The 18,554-nt window shown below is 45.9% G+C and carries 17 protein-coding genes; 5 read left to right on the top strand and 12 right to left on the bottom strand.

What is annotated here, in order from left to right; translation table 11 throughout:
- Positions 1-45: 45 nt before the first annotated feature.
- Entirely contained in the window at positions 46-822 is a 777-nt protein-coding gene (gene yaaA / locus P8S55_RS01945; RefSeq protein ID WP_289224612.1) for a peroxide stress protein YaaA, read from the top strand.
- Positions 823-943: 121 nt separating this feature from the next.
- Here yaaA and hslO read toward each other — a convergent pair whose 3' ends face one another.
- Positions 944-1,792 (bottom strand): Hsp33 family molecular chaperone HslO, encoded by an 849-nt coding sequence (gene hslO, locus P8S55_RS01940; protein WP_289224611.1) that lies wholly within the window; start codon positions 1,790-1,792, stop codon positions 944-946.
- Between the two features lie 123 nt (positions 1,793-1,915).
- Between hslO and P8S55_RS01935 the strand changes: the two genes are divergently transcribed.
- Complete coding sequence (locus P8S55_RS01935; protein ID WP_289224610.1) at positions 1,916-3,898, top strand: TIGR00341 family protein; 1,983 nt, start codon at positions 1,916-1,918, stop codon at positions 3,896-3,898.
- On the opposite strand, the gene lipA is transcribed toward P8S55_RS01935, so the two are convergent.
- The 11 genes from lipA to P8S55_RS01885 form a co-directional block, all read right to left on the bottom strand.
- Positions 3,876-4,883: a lipoyl synthase gene (gene lipA, locus P8S55_RS01930; protein ID WP_289224609.1), complete on the bottom strand. Its 1,008-nt coding sequence runs from the start codon at positions 4,881-4,883 to the stop codon at positions 3,876-3,878. The two genes, P8S55_RS01935 and lipA, sit on opposite strands and share 23 nt — an antisense overlap.
- Before the next feature lie 49 nt (positions 4,884-4,932).
- Positions 4,933-5,565 (bottom strand): lipoyl(octanoyl) transferase LipB, encoded by a 633-nt coding sequence (gene lipB / locus P8S55_RS01925; RefSeq protein ID WP_289224608.1) that lies wholly within the window; start codon positions 5,563-5,565, stop codon positions 4,933-4,935.
- Between the two features lie 18 nt (positions 5,566-5,583).
- A complete protein-coding gene (locus P8S55_RS01920) occupies positions 5,584-5,883 on the bottom strand; it encodes a YbeD family protein (RefSeq protein WP_289224607.1) in 300 nt (99 codons plus the stop codon).
- 19 nt (positions 5,884-5,902) lie between these two features.
- Positions 5,903-6,766, bottom strand: coding sequence for a D-amino acid aminotransferase (locus P8S55_RS01915; protein WP_289224606.1), 864 nt, complete (start codon positions 6,764-6,766; stop codon positions 5,903-5,905).
- Between the two features lie 56 nt (positions 6,767-6,822).
- Positions 6,823-8,190, bottom strand: a complete 1,368-nt coding sequence (gene iscB, locus P8S55_RS01910) for an RNA-guided endonuclease IscB (protein WP_289224605.1) — start codon at positions 8,188-8,190, stop codon at positions 6,823-6,825.
- 284 nt (positions 8,191-8,474) lie between these two features.
- Positions 8,475-9,653: a D-alanyl-D-alanine carboxypeptidase family protein gene (locus P8S55_RS01905; RefSeq protein ID WP_289224604.1), complete on the bottom strand. Its 1,179-nt coding sequence runs from the start codon at positions 9,651-9,653 to the stop codon at positions 8,475-8,477.
- Between the two features lie 78 nt (positions 9,654-9,731).
- Entirely contained in the window at positions 9,732-10,862 is a 1,131-nt protein-coding gene (gene rodA, locus P8S55_RS01900; protein ID WP_289224603.1) for a rod shape-determining protein RodA, read from the bottom strand.
- Entirely contained in the window at positions 10,859-12,643 is a 1,785-nt protein-coding gene (mrdA, locus tag P8S55_RS01895; protein ID WP_289224602.1) for a penicillin-binding protein 2, read from the bottom strand. Before mrdA ends, rodA begins: the two co-directional genes overlap by 4 nt.
- A gap of 71 nt (positions 12,644-12,714) precedes the next feature.
- Positions 12,715-13,218, bottom strand: a complete 504-nt coding sequence (mreD, locus tag P8S55_RS11140) for a rod shape-determining protein MreD (RefSeq protein WP_353957017.1) — start codon at positions 13,216-13,218, stop codon at positions 12,715-12,717.
- On the bottom strand, positions 13,199-13,996 hold the full coding sequence (mreC, locus tag P8S55_RS01890) for a rod shape-determining protein MreC (RefSeq protein ID WP_289225293.1): 798 nt from the start codon (positions 13,994-13,996) through the stop codon (positions 13,199-13,201). The genes mreD and mreC overlap by 20 nt, the downstream gene beginning before the upstream one ends.
- Before the next feature lie 84 nt (positions 13,997-14,080).
- Positions 14,081-15,121 carry a rod shape-determining protein gene (locus P8S55_RS01885; protein ID WP_289224601.1) on the bottom strand — a complete coding sequence of 347 codons (1,041 nt, stop codon included), beginning with the start codon at positions 15,119-15,121 and terminating at the stop codon, positions 14,081-14,083.
- A 216-nt stretch (positions 15,122-15,337) separates the two neighbouring features.
- Between P8S55_RS01885 and gatC the strand changes: the two genes are divergently transcribed.
- From gatC to gatB, 3 genes are read left to right on the top strand one after another with little or no spacing between them, the layout of a single operon-like run.
- Positions 15,338-15,625, top strand: coding sequence for an Asp-tRNA(Asn)/Glu-tRNA(Gln) amidotransferase subunit GatC (gene gatC, locus P8S55_RS01880; protein ID WP_289224600.1), 288 nt, complete (start codon positions 15,338-15,340; stop codon positions 15,623-15,625).
- A 19-nt stretch (positions 15,626-15,644) separates the two neighbouring features.
- Positions 15,645-17,105, top strand: a complete 1,461-nt coding sequence (gene gatA / locus P8S55_RS01875) for an Asp-tRNA(Asn)/Glu-tRNA(Gln) amidotransferase subunit GatA (RefSeq protein WP_289224599.1) — start codon at positions 15,645-15,647, stop codon at positions 17,103-17,105.
- A complete protein-coding gene (gene gatB / locus P8S55_RS01870) occupies positions 17,105-18,538 on the top strand; it encodes an Asp-tRNA(Asn)/Glu-tRNA(Gln) amidotransferase subunit GatB (protein ID WP_289224598.1) in 1,434 nt (477 codons plus the stop codon). The genes gatA and gatB overlap by 1 nt, the downstream gene beginning before the upstream one ends.
- Positions 18,539-18,554: the final 16 nt, after the last annotated feature.

Raw genomic sequence — 18,554 nt, 5'->3', positions numbered from 1 at the left:
CCGTCGTTCACGGGGGGAGGAAGTCAATAGAGGAGTTTTTAAACCATGTTAATGTTAATTTCGCCTGCTAAGTCCTTGGATGAAACGCCACGCAATTTTGATTGGCAGGTAACTGAATGCGAATTTCTTGCCCAGGCGCAAAGCTTGATGTCGCAACTGGTTGAGCTAACGCCCGTTGATTTAAGTGCCTTAATGCACATTAGCGATGATTTAGCGCAACGTAATTTTGAGCGTAACCAGGCCTGGTTGAAGCCGAGTGAAAAGGATGGGGTGTCTAAACAAGCCTTGATGATGTTTAAAGGTGATGTGTATCAAGGGTTAGAGGCAAGTACACTGGGCGAGGCTGGCTTAAACTATGCGCAAACCCATTTGCGGATTTTGTCTGGTTTATATGGTTTGTTGCGCCCAATGGATTTAATGCGCCCTTACCGTTTAGAAATGGGCACTAAATTCCCCAACCCGCAGGGCAAGGATTTGTATGCCTTTTGGGGGGAGCAGATTACTGAAAACCTAAATCATACGCTAGCACAAACCGGTAAACCGCTAGTGAATTTGGCGTCGAATGAGTATTTCAAAGTGGTTAAGCCCAAAAAACTCAACAGCCCAGTGATTACACCGATTTTTAAAGATCTTAAATCCGGTCAATATAAGATTGTTAGTTTCTATGCTAAAAAAGCACGTGGTTTAATGGTGCGTTATGCGATAGACAAACAAGTCGAGCAGGTCGAAGATTTAAAGTATTTTGATTATGCCGGTTATCAATTTTCTCCCGAACTATCGAGTGAAAAAGACTGGGTCTTTACCCGCGACCAGGCTGTTTGATTTAATGGGTTTTAGTATCCGAGTTTACAGTTTTACCCTTGGACTAAACATCGCGACATTGGTACGACCATTGTTTTTGGCTTGATACATCACCAGATCCGCATGCTTGAGTTGTGCGTTGTTATTGGGTTTTGAATAGTTTATCTAGGTCTTCGCTGTTAAAGCGCTCGTGATAGTTACACATTTCATTAAACACTACAATTTCGCCTTGCTCTTTTAATAGAGTGCGCGCTTCTTCTTCGCCAAGTGATTTGAGCATGGTGGCAACACGTTCACGGTCTTGAGTGCATTCATACTGAATCGGTTTGGCTTCATATAGCTCTACCACTTCTTCATGAAACAGCCGAGTCAACAGGGTTTCATTGTCTAACTCGAGCAACTCTTCATCCTTAACAGTTGATGCGAGGTGTTGAATGCGATCCCATGCATCGGCATCGCTGGTTTTGATGGCGGGCATTTTTTGTAAATACAACGCACCAATCGCCTGTTCGCTAACGCTAATCCATAGTCGGGTATCGAGTTGTTCCGATTGGGATAAAAAATGCTCTAGGGAGTCAACAAGCTGAGCGCCTTCTCGGCTGACATAAGATTGATAGATATGGTCTGTGAGACTGTTTTCTAGCGATAATAGAATTTGTCCTTCACCTAATAGTTGATCGGCATTTGTTTGAGCAGTAATGAGTTGGTTGGTTTTAGCCATTCCCTTGAGTTTAAGTTCGTGAGTCATCTCAACCACCAACAAGTTGACCGGTCCGGTGCCTTGAACTTGGAGTGTGATTTTGCCTTTATGCTTAATGCCGTTGGCAAGTAAAGCGCTAAAGCCTGTCAACTCACCGAGTAGTTGACGCAGGCTAACAGGATAATGCCGATCTTTTAACATGGATAACCAGGCCTGGTTAAGCAATAAACGTTGTCCGCGAATTGCGTGGTCTTTGAACAAAAAACGTTGTATGTAATCCTGTAGGGGCATGGGCTAATCCTCTTAACTAAGTTTTTGTGTTGCGATATTATATCGGGGTTTGCAGGTTTATAATAACTTACAAAGATACAGCGAGCTCAAAAGGCTTTTTAACTTACCCAAGAGAGTAGATAAATGATATCCGAACAAGAAATTGATCAAGTCGTCGCGCAGAGTGTTAGCCAGGAGCGTGCTAAGCCTTTACCTAAAGATTTGGTGTTGATCGATCCAGCACAGTCTGAAGATCGCAAGCAGGCGGTGCGCGAATTATTAACCGCACAGGGCTTGGATGTTGAGTTCTTTAGTTGTGCCGATGGCATGGATATTGAAAACTGTTTGCCTGAAGCACGCCGCTATTGGCTCGATTTGTCGGATGAACAGGTGGTGGAATTATTTAAATACTTGCCTAAAATGGGACGTAGCGTACCGCTTGCGTTGTTGCCAAATGATAACAATAAAAATGCGCAAAGCTTTTTTGGTATAACCCGCAAGTTAAAAGAGGCGGTGGCCGATGGCATGGATAAAACCAAGGTGGTTGAGGCCGATTTGCTGCTGTGTAATGATCAAATAGTGTTGGCAAGTGTGGTGTTGGGTGAGAGCTTAGGCGCTCGTGCTATGGATGAAAAGCTGGAAGCACCGTTTTGGAGGCAGGCCTGGTTAGACTGGAAAGAAACCTATCAAGCGGTAAAAAACTCAACACCGCAGTTGTTTAAGATAAAAACAGGAAAAAAACAATCGATTAATACCGCGGCTCTGAGCATTTGGGTAGAGCTCCATTCGAGTTCAGCAGCAATTACACGTGGACTAGAGACGAATTTTAACTTTAATGATGGTCGAATGAACACGGTGATTTTTGCACCTAATTCGTTAATGGGCTATGGCTGGCATTGGTTTAAATCCTATGTATTAGGTCAGCGCCAATTGACGCTTCTGGCGGATACCTTTGGTTTGGTGCAGTCAAACAGTTTGCGCATTAAAGCGCAGCGTGAGGTTGAGTTTTTTATCGATAGTCATCTCCATCAGGCGCAAGACATTAAATTGGAAGTGCGTGAACAGGCGATTTATCTGATACCTGGGCGTTTGCTGGCCGATGACGACACCACGCGTAAAACCCATAAGGAGGTGTTTAAAGTACAAGGTCTACCACGTGATGCCGATGCGATTGAAAAGGTGGGTAAGCCTTTGCCTTTGTTTGACCAAGCCCATGAAGAAGATTATAAACATGTTTTTGTCGAGCTGCGCCAAAGCGCATTGACCACCTCACCCTATATGGTATTGATGGTTTTATCCACCTTGTTAGCGACGTTTGGTTTGATGGCGAATTCGACTTCGGTGGTGATTGGTGCGATGATTTTGGCCCCCTTGATGGCACCGATTGTATCTTTGGCCATGGGGATGGCGCGGGGTGAAGGGGGCTTAACGGTTTCATCGATCAAAACCTTGCTGATTGGTTTGTTTTTAGCTTTGATGAGTGCGATGGTCGCGACCTGGGTCGTGGATATTCAATATGTCACGAATGAGATTGCGGGACGGCTTAATCCAACCCTGTTGGATCTGGGCGTGGCGGTAGTGTCTGGGATTGCGGGCGCCTATGCCTATGCCAAATCGGAAGTGGCTAAAACCCTAGCGGGTGTGGCGATTGCGGTGGCGCTGGTGCCGCCATTAGCGGTGACGGGTATCGGGTTGGGCTGGATGGACTGGTCGGTGATTTATGGTTCGTTTTTATTATTCATTACCAACTTATTTGGTATTGCAGCGGGTGCGGCGATGACCTTTTGGGTGATGGGCTATACCAGTTTTGCGCGTGCCAGGAAGGGCTTTGGTGCCTCGACATTGATTGTGGGGTTGCTTGCGATTCCATTGGCGTTTGCGTTTTGGCAAATGGATCAAAAAAGCAGTTTAACCAATAGCTTAGAAGGCATGGAGTTGGTTATTAATGATACAGCCATTCGCTTGGAAAGCGTTGATGTGCAGTGGGCAAGTACGCCGAGCGTCAAGTTAAATGTCGTTAGTAATCAAACTCTGTCGGATGAGGTGTTTGATGAGCTAGCCAAAGCCCTAAGCATCAAAACCGGTGTTAAAGCCCAATACCGCTTTACACCTCAGTTGATGCGTTAAATTCGCCTTTGGCTTGGAGGTCGGCGTGGTAGGAGCTTCTGACCATTGGGCCACAGGCGACATGACTAAAGCCGAGTTGGTAGGCTTGGGTTTCGAGTTGTTTGAATTGCTCCGGTGTCCAATAGCGCTCGACACCAAGGTGATGCAAACTGGGCTGGAGGTATTGGCCAACGGTCAACATATCCACCTGATGAGCGCGTAAATCTTTTAATACTTGTACCATTTCGTCAAAGGTTTCGCCTAAACCGACCATTAACCCTGATTTTGTTTTGACCTTGGGTTGCAATTGCTTGAAGCGCGCTAGTAAATCGAGCGAGGCTTGGTAGTGTGCACCAGGCCTGGCTTGTTCGTAGAGTCTTGGTACAGTTTCAAGGTTGTGGTTGAGTACATCAGGCGGACAGTGTGCCAGTGTATCAAGTGCCACTGTTAAACGGCCGCGAAAGTCGGGTACTAGGATTTCGATTTGGGTATGGGGCGAGGTTTGGCGCACCGCTTCCACGCAGTGTAAAAAATGCTTGGCCCCGCCATCACGCAAATCATCACGATCCACCGAGGTTATCACGACATAGTTAAGGCGCATCGCTTTGATGGTGTTGGCCATGTGTTGGGGTTCGTGGTTGTCGAGTGGTTTGGGGCGGCCGTGGGTGACATCACAAAACGGACATTTGCGGGTGCAGATATCGCCCATAATCATAAAGGTGGCAGTGCCCTGACCAAAGCATTCACCCAGATTGGGGCAGGAGGCTTCTTCGCAGACAGTATGCAATCCGTTTTCCCGCAGAATGCCTTTGAGTTCACTGATGCGGTGGATGTCTTTGGCTTTGGGTAATTTGGCGCGTATCCAGCTGGGTTTATTGAGGCGTGTGCGTTCTGGGTCGGGTTTGTGTTTGAGCGATTTGGTTTTGTATTCGCCCTTGCTCATCATTTGGTTACGGGCTTTTAGTCCGCCAATTTGTTCGAGTGTGATTTCTTGGTAGTTTTGCATGACGCCGCTCGCTGAGTGTTTGTTAACCGATCATTTTTGTTGGTTGTTTTTAGTTAAACATTATAGGCGAATTTTCGAGTTGTTGTCGAAAGCTTCTAACCAGGTCGGGTTTTATGTTGGCGACAGTGGCATCAGGCAAATAGTCGGCAAGCTGTGTCATTTGCATGGCTTGCAGGCCGCAGGGGGTGATCCATTCAAAGGGGGTGAGGTCCATATTGATATTCAGCGCTAGACCGTGGTAGCTAGTTTGGCGTTTTATTTTTAGGCCGAGCGAGGCAATTTTTTTGCCTTCAAGGTAAATGCCGGGAGCATCGACCCGCGCTTGGGCGCTTAGTTGATAGTCAGCGAGCAAGTTAATCACCGATTGTTCAAGTAGGCTAATCAGTTGACGCACCCCCAGCTTGCGACGCCTAAGATCAATCAGCACGTAAACTACCAGTTGCCCTGGGCCGTGATAGGTAATTTGTCCGCCTCGGTCGGTATGCACCAGTGGAATATCACGCAAGCTTTGTTGAATATGCTCAGCTTGACCGTTAAGGCCTTGGGTGAATACGGGGGGGTGTTCGACCAGCCAGACTTCATCAGCGGTGTCGGGCTGGCGTTGTGCGCTAAAGGCCTGCATCGCTTGGTAGGTGTGCAGGTAGTCTTGTAGGCCGAGGTGTTTAAGCGTTATGACTGACATGCCATCAGCTCGCGTTGTTTAGAGTGTCCAAAGTACATCAGGGTGGTCGTTGAGCTCGCCATAAATGCCGTGAATCTGTTCGATCTGGGTGGCGTAGAATTTGATTTTGACTGACACGTATTTGCCGTTTTTCGATGGGTTGAGGCGAATCGCTTCGCGCTCAACCTCAGGCACATGCTTTTGAGTGACGCTGTACACCAATTCTATAAAGGTTTCGCAATGGCTGCCCATGGCTTTGAGTTCATAGTGGCAGGGAAACTCAATCAGCGTGTCGGGTTGTTCAGGGGTTGGGTTTTGGTTCATTGCGTTTTGGTTCATTGCGTTTTGGTTCATTGTTTTAGGTATTGGTTATGTGTTGTTTGTAGTCTTGGTAATGGGCGCGCAGTTTTTGCCAAACGGGTCCTGGTTTGCCGTTGCCAACAGGTTGACCGTTGAGTTGGCAAATCGGCAGGACTTCTTTAGTCGAGCTGGCAAGCCACAATTCATCGGCGGTTTCGAGTTCAGCTTGATTAATTTCGCGCTCGATAAAATGGATATGGTGCTGATGTGCCAGTTTTTCAAGAACCTGACGGGTAATGCCAGGCAAAATATGTTGGCTAAGAGGTGGGGTGATGATAATCCCATCCTTAACCATCAGCATATTGCTTGCTGAGCCTTCGGTGACATTTCCCTGCTGGTTGATCAAAATGACGTCATCCACACCCGCTGCCTGGGCTTGTAATTTGGCCATTACATTGGGGAGCAGTGCAATCGCTTTGATGTCACAGCGTTGCCAGCGAATATCTTCAAGTGTAACGACCTTAATGCCGTTTTCTAAAATAGACGATGCCAGCGGTTTTAGCGGGTTGGTATAGGCAAATACCGTTGGAGTGAGGTCTTTTTGCGCTAAATGATCACGCGGAATTTGCACGCCACGGCTGATTTGTAAGTAAATAAATTGATCTTGCCAAGGATGAAGGCTAATTAATTGATTAAGTACGGACAACCAGGCCTGCTTGTCCATCGGATTAGCCATGGATACTGCTTTTAAGCTATTTTCAAGTCGATGGTAATGAGCTTCCCACTCAAATAATCGACCGTTATAAACCGGTATTACTTCATACACCCCGTCAGCAAAAAGAAATCCCCGATCCATCGGCGAAATGCGAGCTTGCTCCATAGGCATCAGCTCGCCATTTAGATAGACAGTCTGCGCGTTCATCTGGTTTTTGCGCGAGAGACACCGGGGTTTAGCCCGGTGAGGGATAGCGCCGGCCGTTAGGCCGCCTGTTTCTCGCGTTCTCCGTGAGTAAGTACTATCGCTGTTAAATTAAAGCCATAACCGCTACCACGTTGGATTAACGTGCAGTGTTTGTGACTAATACCCTGAACCAAACCGTTGGCGGCTTGGATGTTAAACCTTCCGCTGGCACGAATTGCCACACGGCCTGAGTAAATGCCTTGCTTTTTCCCACTGGGAACCACCGCTTTAACCTGATCGCCAGTCTGAAAGCCATGCACCGCTTTTTGGCGCATTAAGTAACCGCGTGGAAAGCCATACTTGTTCAGTCGTGTACGCTGATAACTCCCACGTCCGGTGCATTTAATACCCAAAACCGGTTTAACCCAGTTTTTAACCGGTTTTAAATCTTCGCCAACACAGACCGCATCCAGCGCATGATGCTTGGGAATGCCTTGCTGTTTGCGATTAAACTTGGTCATCGCACCCGTTCCGGTATAGACCGATACGGTGGTTTTAGCCAACACCAGAAGTTCATGCAGCAAAGCGTTACGCGTAGTATTAACCGCCGCCGCGTCTTTGAGTCCTGTCCACTTGCCCTTAAGGGTTTTCTCAATCCCGATGGCACGGGCTTTATCCAGCTTGGATATGCCCAACAACCGTTTCCACTCTGAAAGCCGATGGCTGCCTTTCGCCTCATTACAGCTCCGACACGCGATGACCAAGTTTTTAACGCTGTGGCTGCCACCTTTTGAGCGAGGCTGGACGTGTTCCACCTCAAGCCTGTTGTCACCGCTTACTCCGTTGCAATACGCGCAGGTATGTTTGTGCTTGGTCAGCAGGTATTCCTTAACTTCAAACCCAAACAGTGTACCTTGTTGGTATTCAACGCCTGCAATATCACCTTTCACCATTTTTTGCATATCAAACTCCACCCGCTCCATGCCAATGTCCGATACCGGTGCTAGCTTGGATAGTTTTTTAATCCAAGCTAGCGTGGTATCGATACGATGTTGTAGTGAGGGCGCTAACCAACCACCAGGTCGGGTGCGGTTGTTAAACCTTGCAGGACGATACCAAAGCTGATTACGGCGACGGCGGCGCATGGCGTGTCGTGCGGTAAGCTGTTCACTAATCTGATGACCGCGGTGGTGAATCACACTTAACCACAATACCTTTAAATCCAGCTTGGATTCCAGGACAACCGCCATCCCCGTTTGCTTTGAGCCGGGATCGATTTTGACATGCACGGACTGACACACACCCGCTACCCGGTCTTTTAACCGAATAGTAAACGGCGTCATCAAATGCACCACCGCACGACCCCGCGAAAGCAGTAGCCTTGCGCGTTTCTCTGAGCACGGCATTAACGGCTTCTTGTTTTTTGTTAATACAAATACCGACATACGGTATCCTCCAAATTATTCCCCTTACGGGGCTAGTAACGTGCCTTTCGGCATCTCCCTTCGAGATTGACGATAACCGGCTCCCACCGAGGTGGCGACATCAAGATTTGGCACTTACCCTATGCCCGCATTCTCAACACCTTTTAGAGCAGTGGGCTAAGGAAGCACCCACTGGTAAGTCTTAACGACCCGTTATCGTCTGCTGCTTAACCCAAGATTTAGCCCTCTGGTCAACTAGGCTTTTACAAGCCTCGCCTTTCAAGGCGGGGTTGTTGACTCGTTGTTTAGTCGTCTTTGCTAAATAAACCGCGGAACAGCAACTTAATACGATCTATAAGGCGTTTGAAAAAAGAGGCTTGTTCAATGTCAGACAATGCAATTAGCGGTTTTTCAACTAATACTTCATCATGAAGACTAATAACGAGTTGACCAATTTTATCACCTAACACAATAGGCGCTTCGATTTGTTTAGGCGTTAGGGTTTCAATTTTAAGGTTTTGATATTGGCCTCGTGGAACCGTTACATAGACTTCATCAGCAATACCTAGACCCAGGGTATCACGGACTCCAAGCCACACGCGTGCATCAATCAGGCGTTGATCTTTTTCATAAAGTTTGTGGGTTTCATAAAAGCGGAATGCATAATTCAATAGTTTTTGGCTTTCGCTGATTCGCTGCGTTGCACTTTGTGTTCCTGCAACCACTACAATCACTCGCATGTCATTACGGTTAGCTGAAGAGACTAAACAGTAACCCGCTGATGAAGTATGACCAGTTTTTAATCCATCTACCGTAGGGTCTTGCCATAACAGGCGGTTACGGTTGTATTGAGTGATACCGTTAAACGTGAAACGTTTTTCAGAATACCAGTTGTAATAATCAGGAAAATCTCGGATTAAGGCGCGCGTTAGAATGGATAGGTCTCGCACTGTGGTGAGATGTTCAGGGTCAGGTAAACCTGTTGAGTTTAAAAAATTAGTATTTTGCATGCCAAGCTCTAAGGCATATTGGTTCATCAGTTGAGCAAAACGTTCTTCTGTGCCTGCAATATGTTCGGCTAGAGCGACACTGGCGTCATTGCCAGACTGAATTACCATACCTTTTATTAGGTCTAGAACGGAGACTTGGCGACCCACTTCAATAAACATGCGTGAACCAGGCATTCTCCAGGCTTTTTCGCTAATTGTAACCATGTCATCAAGTTTAATCCGCTCATGTTTAATTTCATTAAACACTACATAACCGGTCATGATTTTGGTTAAGCTGGCGGGTTCTATTAACAGGTCGGGATTGCCTTGGGCAATAATAGCATTACTGTCGTAGTCAATCACGATATGTGCCGTTCCTGAAAAAGAGGGTGCAGCAGGCGAAACAAAGGGTTGGTTAGCTCTTAGATTGTGGCTAAATAAAAGCGTTATAGCGATGAAAGCGAGTGTCGTTGAGCGATAAAATAAATTTTTCATAGGTCTTTAAATTTTTAATTAATAATAATTTGCATAATTTAACATAAGTATGGTTTTTTCTAAACCTTGAATGATGAATCAATTCGATAACAATTTTTTGTGGGTGTGAATTGACATCAGAATGCCAAAACTAATCATCAAGGTCACCATAGAGCTACCTCCGTAACTGATCAAGGGCAAGGGCAGCCCAACTACGGGCAAAAGCCCACTTACCATGCCAATATTTACACTAATATAAACAAAGAGTGTCATGGTTAAGCTAGCTGCGACCAATCGGTTGAAGGGTTCTTTTGCACGATAAGCAATGTAGAGGCCTCTTAATAACACTAGGCTGTAGAGTGTGAGTAGCAGAATGACACCGATTAAACCAAATTCTTCAGCAAATACAGAGAAAATAAAATCAGTCGTGCTTTCAGGAAGAAAGTCGAGGTGTGCTTGGGTGCTTCCCATAAAGCCTTTACCCTCTAAGCCGCCTGATCCAATCGCAATTTTAGATTGTATTATATGATAACCTGCTCCAAGTGGATCCGATTCAGGATCAAGGAAGGTCAGTACGCGTTGTTTTTGGTAGCCGTGAAGAAAGTTCCAAACAATAGGTATCGCAATGGCTAGGCTGACTAACGCACCAATAATCATTTTCCAGGGCAATCCAGCAAAAAATAGTACAAATAACCCGCTCATTGCGATAAGGATTGAGGTTCCAAGATCAGGTTGAATGACAATTAAGCCAGCGGTTAAGCCAACAATAAATAATCCAACGATATAGCGAGCGGGATGGGCGGGGTAGCGACTATAAGCAAATAACCAAGCTAGCATCATAGGTAGTGCGAGTTTCATAATTTCGGAAGGTTGAAAGCGAATAAAGCCTAAGTCAAGCCAACGTTGCGCGCCTTTTCCCATATCACCAAAAACGATAACGGCGATGAGCATTAAGATGCCCAGGAGAAACACCCAGGGAGTGATTAAGGCTAATTTTCTTGGAGGAATTTGTGCAAAAGCGACCATTAATCCTAGCGCTATTAAAATCCTAATAGCATGATGTTTGGTTACATTTAAATCGCCGCCCGAAGCACTGTATATTGTGATTAACCCCGTTGTTAAAAGTAATAACAAACCCAAGAATAAAAAGCCATCAATATGAATAGAGGCCAGCCAGCTTCTTGGTTTAACGTAAGTTTGATCTTTTTGCGTTAGCCAACTATTTATCATGGTTTGTCTAGTTCTTTTAGATAGTAATCAATGGTTTCAATCGCTATAGGAGCGGCTACACGCCCTCCACTGCCAGCATTTTCAGCTATAACGGCGATCGCAATTTTTGGGTTCGAGGCGGGCGCGAACGCAATAAAAAGTGAATGAGAGTGTAAACGCGGATCCAATTCATCGGCATTAAAATCGGTGTCATGTAGGCTGAAAACCTGTGCGGTTCCTGTCTTACCTGCAATTTGGTAGTCATTGATATGACGCCCTGCGTTCCATGCAGTACCTCTTGGGGTATGGACGCTATCAATCATGCCTTGAATAACATATTCCCAGTGATTGCGGCTTCGAATCGGTATTTGGTCTGATCTGTCTAATTCACTGGTTGGATCGATAAAGTTTTGTATATCAGAATTTTCTGATTTTAGCAGGTGTGGTTGAATAATTCGCCCCCGGTTAGCTAGAATGGCTGTGGCCTGAGCCAGTTGGATTGGCGTAACTAAATTATATCCCTGACCAATTGACGCAATAATGGTTTCTCCACGATACCAGGGTTCGCCATGGGTTGCTCTCTTCCATTCTTGTGAGGGTAGAATTCCTGAAGCTTCGCCTGGAATATCAATGCCGGTTCGTTCACCAAAACCAAAAGGCGACAGCATGCTGTTGAGTCCATCTATGCCAATATCTAGACTCATTTTGTAGTAAAAAGTGTCAACCGATTCAACAATTGAACGCTTTAAATCGGTCCAGCCATGACCTTGGCGGCGCCAGTTACGATAACGGTGGCCTTGGAACTCAAAATAACCTGGATCAAATATTCGTTCCGTCATTGTGATGGCACCTTGTTCAAGCGCACCCAGTGCAACAAAGGGCTTAGTCGTGGAACCAGGTGGATATTGGCCACGAATTGCGCGATTAATCAGTGGCTTGTTTGGATTGTTGATAAGTGCGTTGTAGTTGGTGTGGTTAATGCCATCAACGAAAAGATTGGGGTCGTAGGTAGGCGTACTAACTAGCGCCAGTATCTCGCCATTTAGTGGGGAGATGGCAACGACTGCGGCTCGACGATCACCTAGTTTTTCTTCGATAAAACGCTGTAATCGGCTATCAATGGTCAGTGTGATGTTTTCGCCCTGTTTAGGCGCAATAGTGTCGAGAATTCGGACTACTCGACCCTGTGCATTAGATTCTACTGTTTGTAATCCTGGGTAACCGTGAAGGCGATCTTCATAGGCGCGCTCGATACCAATTTTCCCTGTGACCTCGGTACCACGGTAACGTCGTGCGTCAAGACGTTGTAAGTCATTTTGACTAATGCGTCCAACATAGCCTAAAAAATGAACGCCAGAGCTTTCAAGCGGGTAGGTACGTTTAAGTTGGGCTTGGAGCGTGACACCAGGAAATCTAAAACGTTGAGCAGCAAATATCGCCGCTTGTTTTTCGGTCAGAGAATAAGGTAGTGCTAGGTCTCGATGCCGTGGCGTTCTTCTTAGAGTTTGTGAAAACTCATCAAGTAATGATGATTCTATTTCGGGAAATAAAGTTTTAAGCTGTTCAAAAGTTGAATCAAATTGAATGATATTTTCTCTTCTAAAGCTGAGTTTGTAGTTTGAAACACTACCTGCTAAGAGGACTTGGTTTCGATCAAAAATATGGCCTCTTTGTGGCGGTAAGGTTTGAACGCTAATTCTATTACCATCGGCTCGACTTAGGTATTTTTCATGGTTAAACCATTGGAGGTAGGTCATCCGAGCAATAAGCGTCATAAAAACCATAAAAATAACCAGGATCACAAACAATATCCTGAATTTAAAAGACTGGGTTTGCTTCAAACTGGTTTGAGTATCATCAAACGATAAAGGAGTCATGCGCTTTCTGATGGTTTAGAAAGGCTAATAAGGCTAAGGGCCAGTATTGGCCAGACTATTGTGGATACCAGGGGCATAGACCAATAAAGTAGAACCTCGTCATTGGACAGTGATGGCTGGTATAAAATAAAGTAGCAAAATTGGAATAGTAGCATGTAGAAGCCAATCATGATGGATTGTTGCCAAAGTGGGGTACTCCTAAAACGCAAGCGCATTCGTATCATCATAAATGTAACTAAGATAAAGAGTAGGCTATGGCTTCCTAAGAGTGTTTGATGCAATCCATCCATTAACAGTCCAAGTATTAATGCACTAAAAAGGTGAGTTTGATTTAAAATTTGGATAACCCAAAATAATAGTACTAGCAGCGTAAACGGGGGGAGAATTAGTAACCAGTCTACTCTAAGCGCATAAACGCTCAATATTAACGAAGCCACATAGCTTGTAATAACTAGGTATTTTACAGACTGAAAAGAAAGGTTATGGTAAGCGTAGTTCATTCGGGCTTCTTGTTGTAAACAAAATTAAAACTTCATGAGTATTGTCCAGATCGGCAATCGGTTTAGCTTTGATATTTAAGTAACTTAATCCCTCGGTTTTGATAATCTCTGTAATAGTAGCAACAGGATAACCTGCAGGAAAAATCCCACCCAATCCCGACGTAACCAGCGTGTCACCAGGCTGAATGTTAGCAGTAATAGGGATGAAGTCTAAACTAAGCTGACTATGCCCTAGCCCGGTAGCGATGCCTCTTTGTCCGGTGCGTAAAACCCGAACAGGGGTTTGATGGTTTGGATCGGTAATCTTCATTATTCGGCTTGAAGTAGGTGTTAGGCTCGTTATTTGCCCAATCAAACCATTAGCATCAATGACGGGTTGATTGATTTTTATATTGTCTAAGCTACCTTTGTTAATCGTGAGATATTGAGTCAAGGGTGTTGAGCTGTAAAACAATACACTAGCAACTCTAACTGATCTAGCATCCATTCTGCCGGTTGTGCCTAAAAGGCGACGGTGGCGATCTAACTCCTGCTCAAGACTTTTCATTTGCAAAAGCCGCGCTTTTAACATAATGTTTTCAGTGTTGAGCTGTAAAATTTGGTTTTCAAGTATGGCGGTATCTTGCAGCTTATGGTTGTACCATTTTTGCACCTGAGAGGGAATGGCGGCAGCACGTTCCAAGGGTTCCAGTGTAGTCGTTAATAGATTACGCATAGTCCCCATGTATTGACCATAATAATCTGATGCCATAAGAATCACGCAAATAACAAATACGATGACAAAATCTAAACCATCTTTTTGTGGTGAAGTCGCATGAAGACTAATGGTAATGACTCCTTGGGTGTAAAAAGTAAGCGTTAATTAGTCGTGCGAAAACACGTCCATACCTTTTTCATCCATCATTTCTAACGCACGGCCACCACCTCGTGCCACGCAAGTTAATGGGTCATCGGCAACAATCACAGGTACGCCCGTTTCTTCGCTTAAGCGTGTGCTAAGATTGCGAAGCATTGCACCGCCCCCGGTTAGAACGATGCCATGCTCAGCAACATCCGCACCGAGTTCGGGGGGCGTTCGCTCAAGTGCCGTTCGAACGGCACCAACAATTGAAGAGAGAGGGTCTTGTAGAGCTTCTAAGATTTCATTGCTATTTAAAATAAAACTTCTTGGAACGCCTTCAGCTAGGTTACGTCCACGCACCTCAATGGTTTTTGGTTCAGCCTCGCTGTAAGCCGTACCGATTTCATGTTTGATTCTTTCGGCACTGGCCTCACCAATTAACATACCGTAGTTACGGCGGACGAATTTGATAATCGCATCATCAAATCGATCTCCCCCCACCTTAACAGAATCTGAATACACAATACCGTTAAGCGATAAGGTAGCGACTTCGGTTGTGCCGCCACCAATATCAACCACCATTGAACCACTGGCTTCGCTTACAGGCATGCCTGCACCGATTGCAGCCGCCATGGGTTCTTCAATCAAAAACACTTGGCGTGCACCTGCGCCCGCAGCGGATTCACGAATAGCTCGACGCTCAACTTGGGTGGAACCACAAGGAACACAAACTAAAACACGAGGACTTGGCTGGAAGAACTTGGCTTCATGAACTTTACGGATAAAGGCTTGTAGCATTTTTTCTGTGACATGAAAGTCGGCAATGACGCCATCTTTCAGTGGGCGAATAGCTTGAATATTACCTGGCGTGCGCCCGAGCATTTTTTTGGCTTCATTGCCTACCGCAACAATACTGCGGTTACCCCGGCCATTATCACGGATGGCAACAACAGAGGGTTCGTTAAGCACAACGCCTTGACCACGAACATAGATAAGCGTGTTTGCTGTTCCCAAATCAATTGAAATATCGTTTGAAAACAAGCCTATAATTTTACGGAACATATTTGACTTCCTAGCAGAGTGTGAGGAAAAACTAAATCGTTACATTTTAAACTATATTAGACAGGCTTATTCAAAAAACTTATCAAATGATGTTTAAACTTGGCTTATTTTTGAACAACGTAACACAATGTGGTAATTTAGGCGCAATTTTGTTGTTGTGTATCAGCTCTTTCAGATAATTATTGTTGTTTATTGAGCGTTTCAGGAGATTTTATTATGTCATTAGAATTGGCAGAGGTTAAAAAAATCGCGCATTTAGCGGCGATTGCAGTAGAGCCCGAAGAGTTGGAAGCACTGGGCGCTAAATTGTCCAATATTCTGGATTTATTTGCCCAATTATCCCAAGCGGATACCCAAGGGGTTGAGCCGATGGCGCATCCGCTGGATCAAACCCAGCGTTTGCGTGAAGATTTAGTCGCTGAGGTGGATCAGCGTGATAAATTTCAAGCGATTGCGCCCGCTACCGAAAACGGGCTGTATTTAGTGCCCAAGGTAATAGAGTGATAGAGTGAGAGAGCTAACCATGTATCAATATTCAATAAAACAGCTGAGTGACGCGCTCCAGACCAAGCAAGTGAGTTCGGTTGAGCTGACGCAGTATTTCTTAACCCGGATGAAAAACCTAGATCTCCAGGTGAATAGCTTTATTACCCAAACGCCTGAATTGGCGTTACAGATGGCAGCGCAGGCGGATGAGGCATTGGCGGCAGGCAGTGCGCATCCGTTAACGGGTATCCCGATGGCGCATAAAGATATTTTTTGTACCGATGGGGTGCGTACCAGTTGTGGCTCTAAAATGCTGGATAATTTTGTCGCGCCTTATGATGCGCATGTAGTTACGCAATTTAAAAACTGCCATATGCCTATTTTAGGCAAAACCAATATGGATGAATTTGCGATGGGTTCATCGAGTGAGTCCAGCTATTATGGCCCGACCAAAAATCCATGGGACTTGAATGCAGTACCCGGTGGTTCGTCGGGCGGTTCAGCGGCGGCGGTGGCAGCAGGCCTGGTGCCGTTTACGACGGGTACGGATACCGGGGGGTCGATTCGTCAGCCAGCAGCATTTTGTGGTATTTCAGGGATTAAACCAACTTATGGTGCGGTATCGCGCTTTGGGATGATTTCGTATGCGTCCAGTTTTGATCAGGGCGGCCCAATGGCGATGTCAGCACAAGATTGTGCTTGGTTATTGAATGCCATGGTGGGCTTTGATCAGCGTGATTCGACCAGTATGCAGCTTGCCCCAACGGATTACACAGCGCAACTAGATAAGTCACTAAAGGGTTTGAAAGTCGGGGTGCCAGCCGAGTATTTTGGTGAAGGCTTAGACCCGCAGGTGGCCGCTAGTGTAAAGCAGGCGATTGCAGAAATCGAAAAACTCGGTGCCGAAGTGGTTGAGGTGAGTTTGCCCAATCAAAAGCTCGCGGTGGTCGCCTATTATGTGCTGGCGCCAGCGGAAGCCTCGTCAAATTTGTCGCGTTATGATGGCGTGCGTTTTGGTTATCGTTGTGATGCGCCAAACAATTTGAATGATTTGTACACCCGCTCCAGAGCAGAAGGTTTTGGTGGCGAAGTGAAGCGTCGGATTATGGTGGGCGCTTATGCGTTATCAGCGGGTTATTACGATGCCTATTATCTTAAGGCACAAAAAGTACGCCGTTTGGTGCGTGATGACTTTAGCCGTGCGTTTGAGTCTTGTGATGTGATTTTGGGCCCTGTTGCGCCAACGGTGGCGTTTAATATCGGCGAAAAAACCGATGATCCGGTGAGTATGTACCTCGCTGATTTATACACCATTCCTGTCAACCTCGCGGGTTTACCGGCGATGTCGATTCCGGCTGGATTTGTCAATCAGCGTCCGGTTGGCCTGCATTTAATTGGGCCTTATTTTAGTGAGGCCAAATTGTTAAATGTTGCGCACCAGTATCAGCAAGTCACGAATTGGCATCAACAGCGACCAGAATGGGTAGGAGATAAATAATGCAGTGGGAAACCGTTATTGGGTTAGAAATTCATGCCCAGCTTGCCACCAAGTCAAAGATTTTTTCAGCCGCCTCCACTGCCTATGGTGCGCAGCCAAACAGCCAGGCCTGCTTGGTGGATTTGGCGATGCCGGGGGTGTTGCCGGTATTAAATAAGCGTGCATTAGAAATGGGTATTGCGTTTGGTTTAGCGATTAATGCCGAAGTACCTAATAAATCGGTGTTTGCGCGTAAAAACTATTTTTATCCTGATTCGCCTAAGGGCTATCAGATTTCGCAGTTTGATTTGCCGGTGGTGGGTAAAGGACAAATTGAGATTGAGATCAATGGTGAGAAAAAAATCATTGGCGTCACCCGCGCGCATCTAGAAGAAGATGCGGGTAAATCTTTACATGAAGATTTTCATGGTATGACCGGGATTGATCTCAATCGTTCTGGCACACCTTTGCTCGAAATCGTGTCTGAGCCAGATATGCGTTCGGCGGCGGAGGCGATTGCCTATGCCAAAGCGATTCATGAGCTAGTGCAGTTTATCGGCATTTGTGATGGTAACCTGCAAGAAGGCTCGTTCCGCATGGATGTAAACGTGTCGATTCGGCGTCCCGGTGAGCCTTATGGCACGCGAACAGAATTGAAAAACATTAACTCGTTTAAGTTTGTGGAGAAAGCCATTGCCTATGAAGTAGATCGCCATATCGACGTGATTGAATCGGGTGGAACCATCGTACAAGAAACGCGTTTGTATGATGCCGATAAAGATGAAACCCGCAGTATGCGCGCTAAGGAAGAAGCCAATGACTATCGCTATTTTCCTGATCCGGATTTGTTGGCGGTGATTATTAGCGATGAAGATATAGCAGCGGTGCGTCAGAGTTTACCCGAGTTACCAGCGGTATTGCGCGCACGATTTGTCGCGGATTATGGCTTATCGAACTATGATGCTAATTTATTAACCTCTTCCAAAGCGATGGCGCAGTATTTTGAAACCATGTTGCAAACCGCAGGCGATGCGCAGGCCAAGTTGTGTGCCAACTGGATGTCGGGCGAACTGGCTAAGTCGCTGAATCGTGATGAATTAGCGATTGAAGCCTCGCCGATTTCAGCCACCGATTTAGCAGGCCTGGTTGTGCGAATTGTTGATAATACGATTTCTGGCAAAATCGCTAAGCAGGTGTTCGAGTCCATGTGGCAAGGCGAAGGCAGCGCGGATCAGGTGATTGAAGCTAAAGGCTTGAAACAGATTACCGACTCGGGTGCGATTGAGCAAATCGTTGATGAGGTGTTGGCCCTCAATAGCCAACAGGTCGAGGCCTATAAGGGCGGTCAAGAGAAAATGTTTGGCTTTTTTGTTGGTCAGGTAATGAAACTGTCTAAAGGTCAGGCAAATCCGGCGCAGGTGAATGAGCTGTTGAAACAGAAACTAGGTCAATAATAGATTGAGGATTTTT

Origin of the sequence: Thiomicrospira sp. R3 (genome assembly GCF_029581415.1) — a bacterium.
Classification (GTDB): Bacteria; Pseudomonadota; Gammaproteobacteria; order Thiomicrospirales; family Thiomicrospiraceae; genus Thiomicrospira.
Note: the sequence above shows the minus strand (reverse complement) of the source record. Positions and strands in the feature narration are given on the sequence as shown.

What these genes read in the sequence shown, in the direction of transcription:
- P8S55_RS01885 (WP_289224601.1), bottom strand. Translation starts at nt 15,121, where the DNA reads ATGTTCCGTAAAATTATAGGCTTGTTTTCAAACGATATTTCAATTGAT.
- P8S55_RS01935 (WP_289224610.1), top strand. Translation starts at nt 1,916, where the DNA reads ATGATATCCGAACAAGAAATTGATCAAGTCGTCGCGCAGAGTGTTAGC.
- rodA (WP_289224603.1), bottom strand. Translation starts at nt 10,862, where the DNA reads ATGATAAATAGTTGGCTAACGCAAAAAGATCAAACTTACGTTAAACCA.
- lipA (WP_289224609.1), bottom strand. Translation starts at nt 4,883, where the DNA reads ATGCAAAACTACCAAGAAATCACACTCGAACAAATTGGCGGACTAAAA.
- iscB (WP_289224605.1), bottom strand. Translation starts at nt 8,190, where the DNA reads ATGTCGGTATTTGTATTAACAAAAAACAAGAAGCCGTTAATGCCGTGC.
- gatA (WP_289224599.1), top strand. Translation starts at nt 15,645, where the DNA reads ATGTATCAATATTCAATAAAACAGCTGAGTGACGCGCTCCAGACCAAG.
- hslO (WP_289224611.1), bottom strand. Translation starts at nt 1,792, where the DNA reads ATGCCCCTACAGGATTACATACAACGTTTTTTGTTCAAAGACCACGCA.
- P8S55_RS01905 (WP_289224604.1), bottom strand. Translation starts at nt 9,653, where the DNA reads ATGAAAAATTTATTTTATCGCTCAACGACACTCGCTTTCATCGCTATA.
- lipB (WP_289224608.1), bottom strand. Translation starts at nt 5,565, where the DNA reads ATGTCAGTCATAACGCTTAAACACCTCGGCCTACAAGACTACCTGCAC.
- mreD (WP_353957017.1), bottom strand. Translation starts at nt 13,218, where the DNA reads ATGAACTACGCTTACCATAACCTTTCTTTTCAGTCTGTAAAATACCTA.
- gatB (WP_289224598.1), top strand. Translation starts at nt 17,105, where the DNA reads ATGCAGTGGGAAACCGTTATTGGGTTAGAAATTCATGCCCAGCTTGCC.
- gatC (WP_289224600.1), top strand. Translation starts at nt 15,338, where the DNA reads ATGTCATTAGAATTGGCAGAGGTTAAAAAAATCGCGCATTTAGCGGCG.
- P8S55_RS01915 (WP_289224606.1), bottom strand. Translation starts at nt 6,766, where the DNA reads ATGAACGCGCAGACTGTCTATCTAAATGGCGAGCTGATGCCTATGGAG.
- yaaA (WP_289224612.1), top strand. Translation starts at nt 46, where the DNA reads ATGTTAATGTTAATTTCGCCTGCTAAGTCCTTGGATGAAACGCCACGC.
- P8S55_RS01920 (WP_289224607.1), bottom strand. Translation starts at nt 5,883, where the DNA reads ATGAACCAAAACGCAATGAACCAAAACCCAACCCCTGAACAACCCGAC.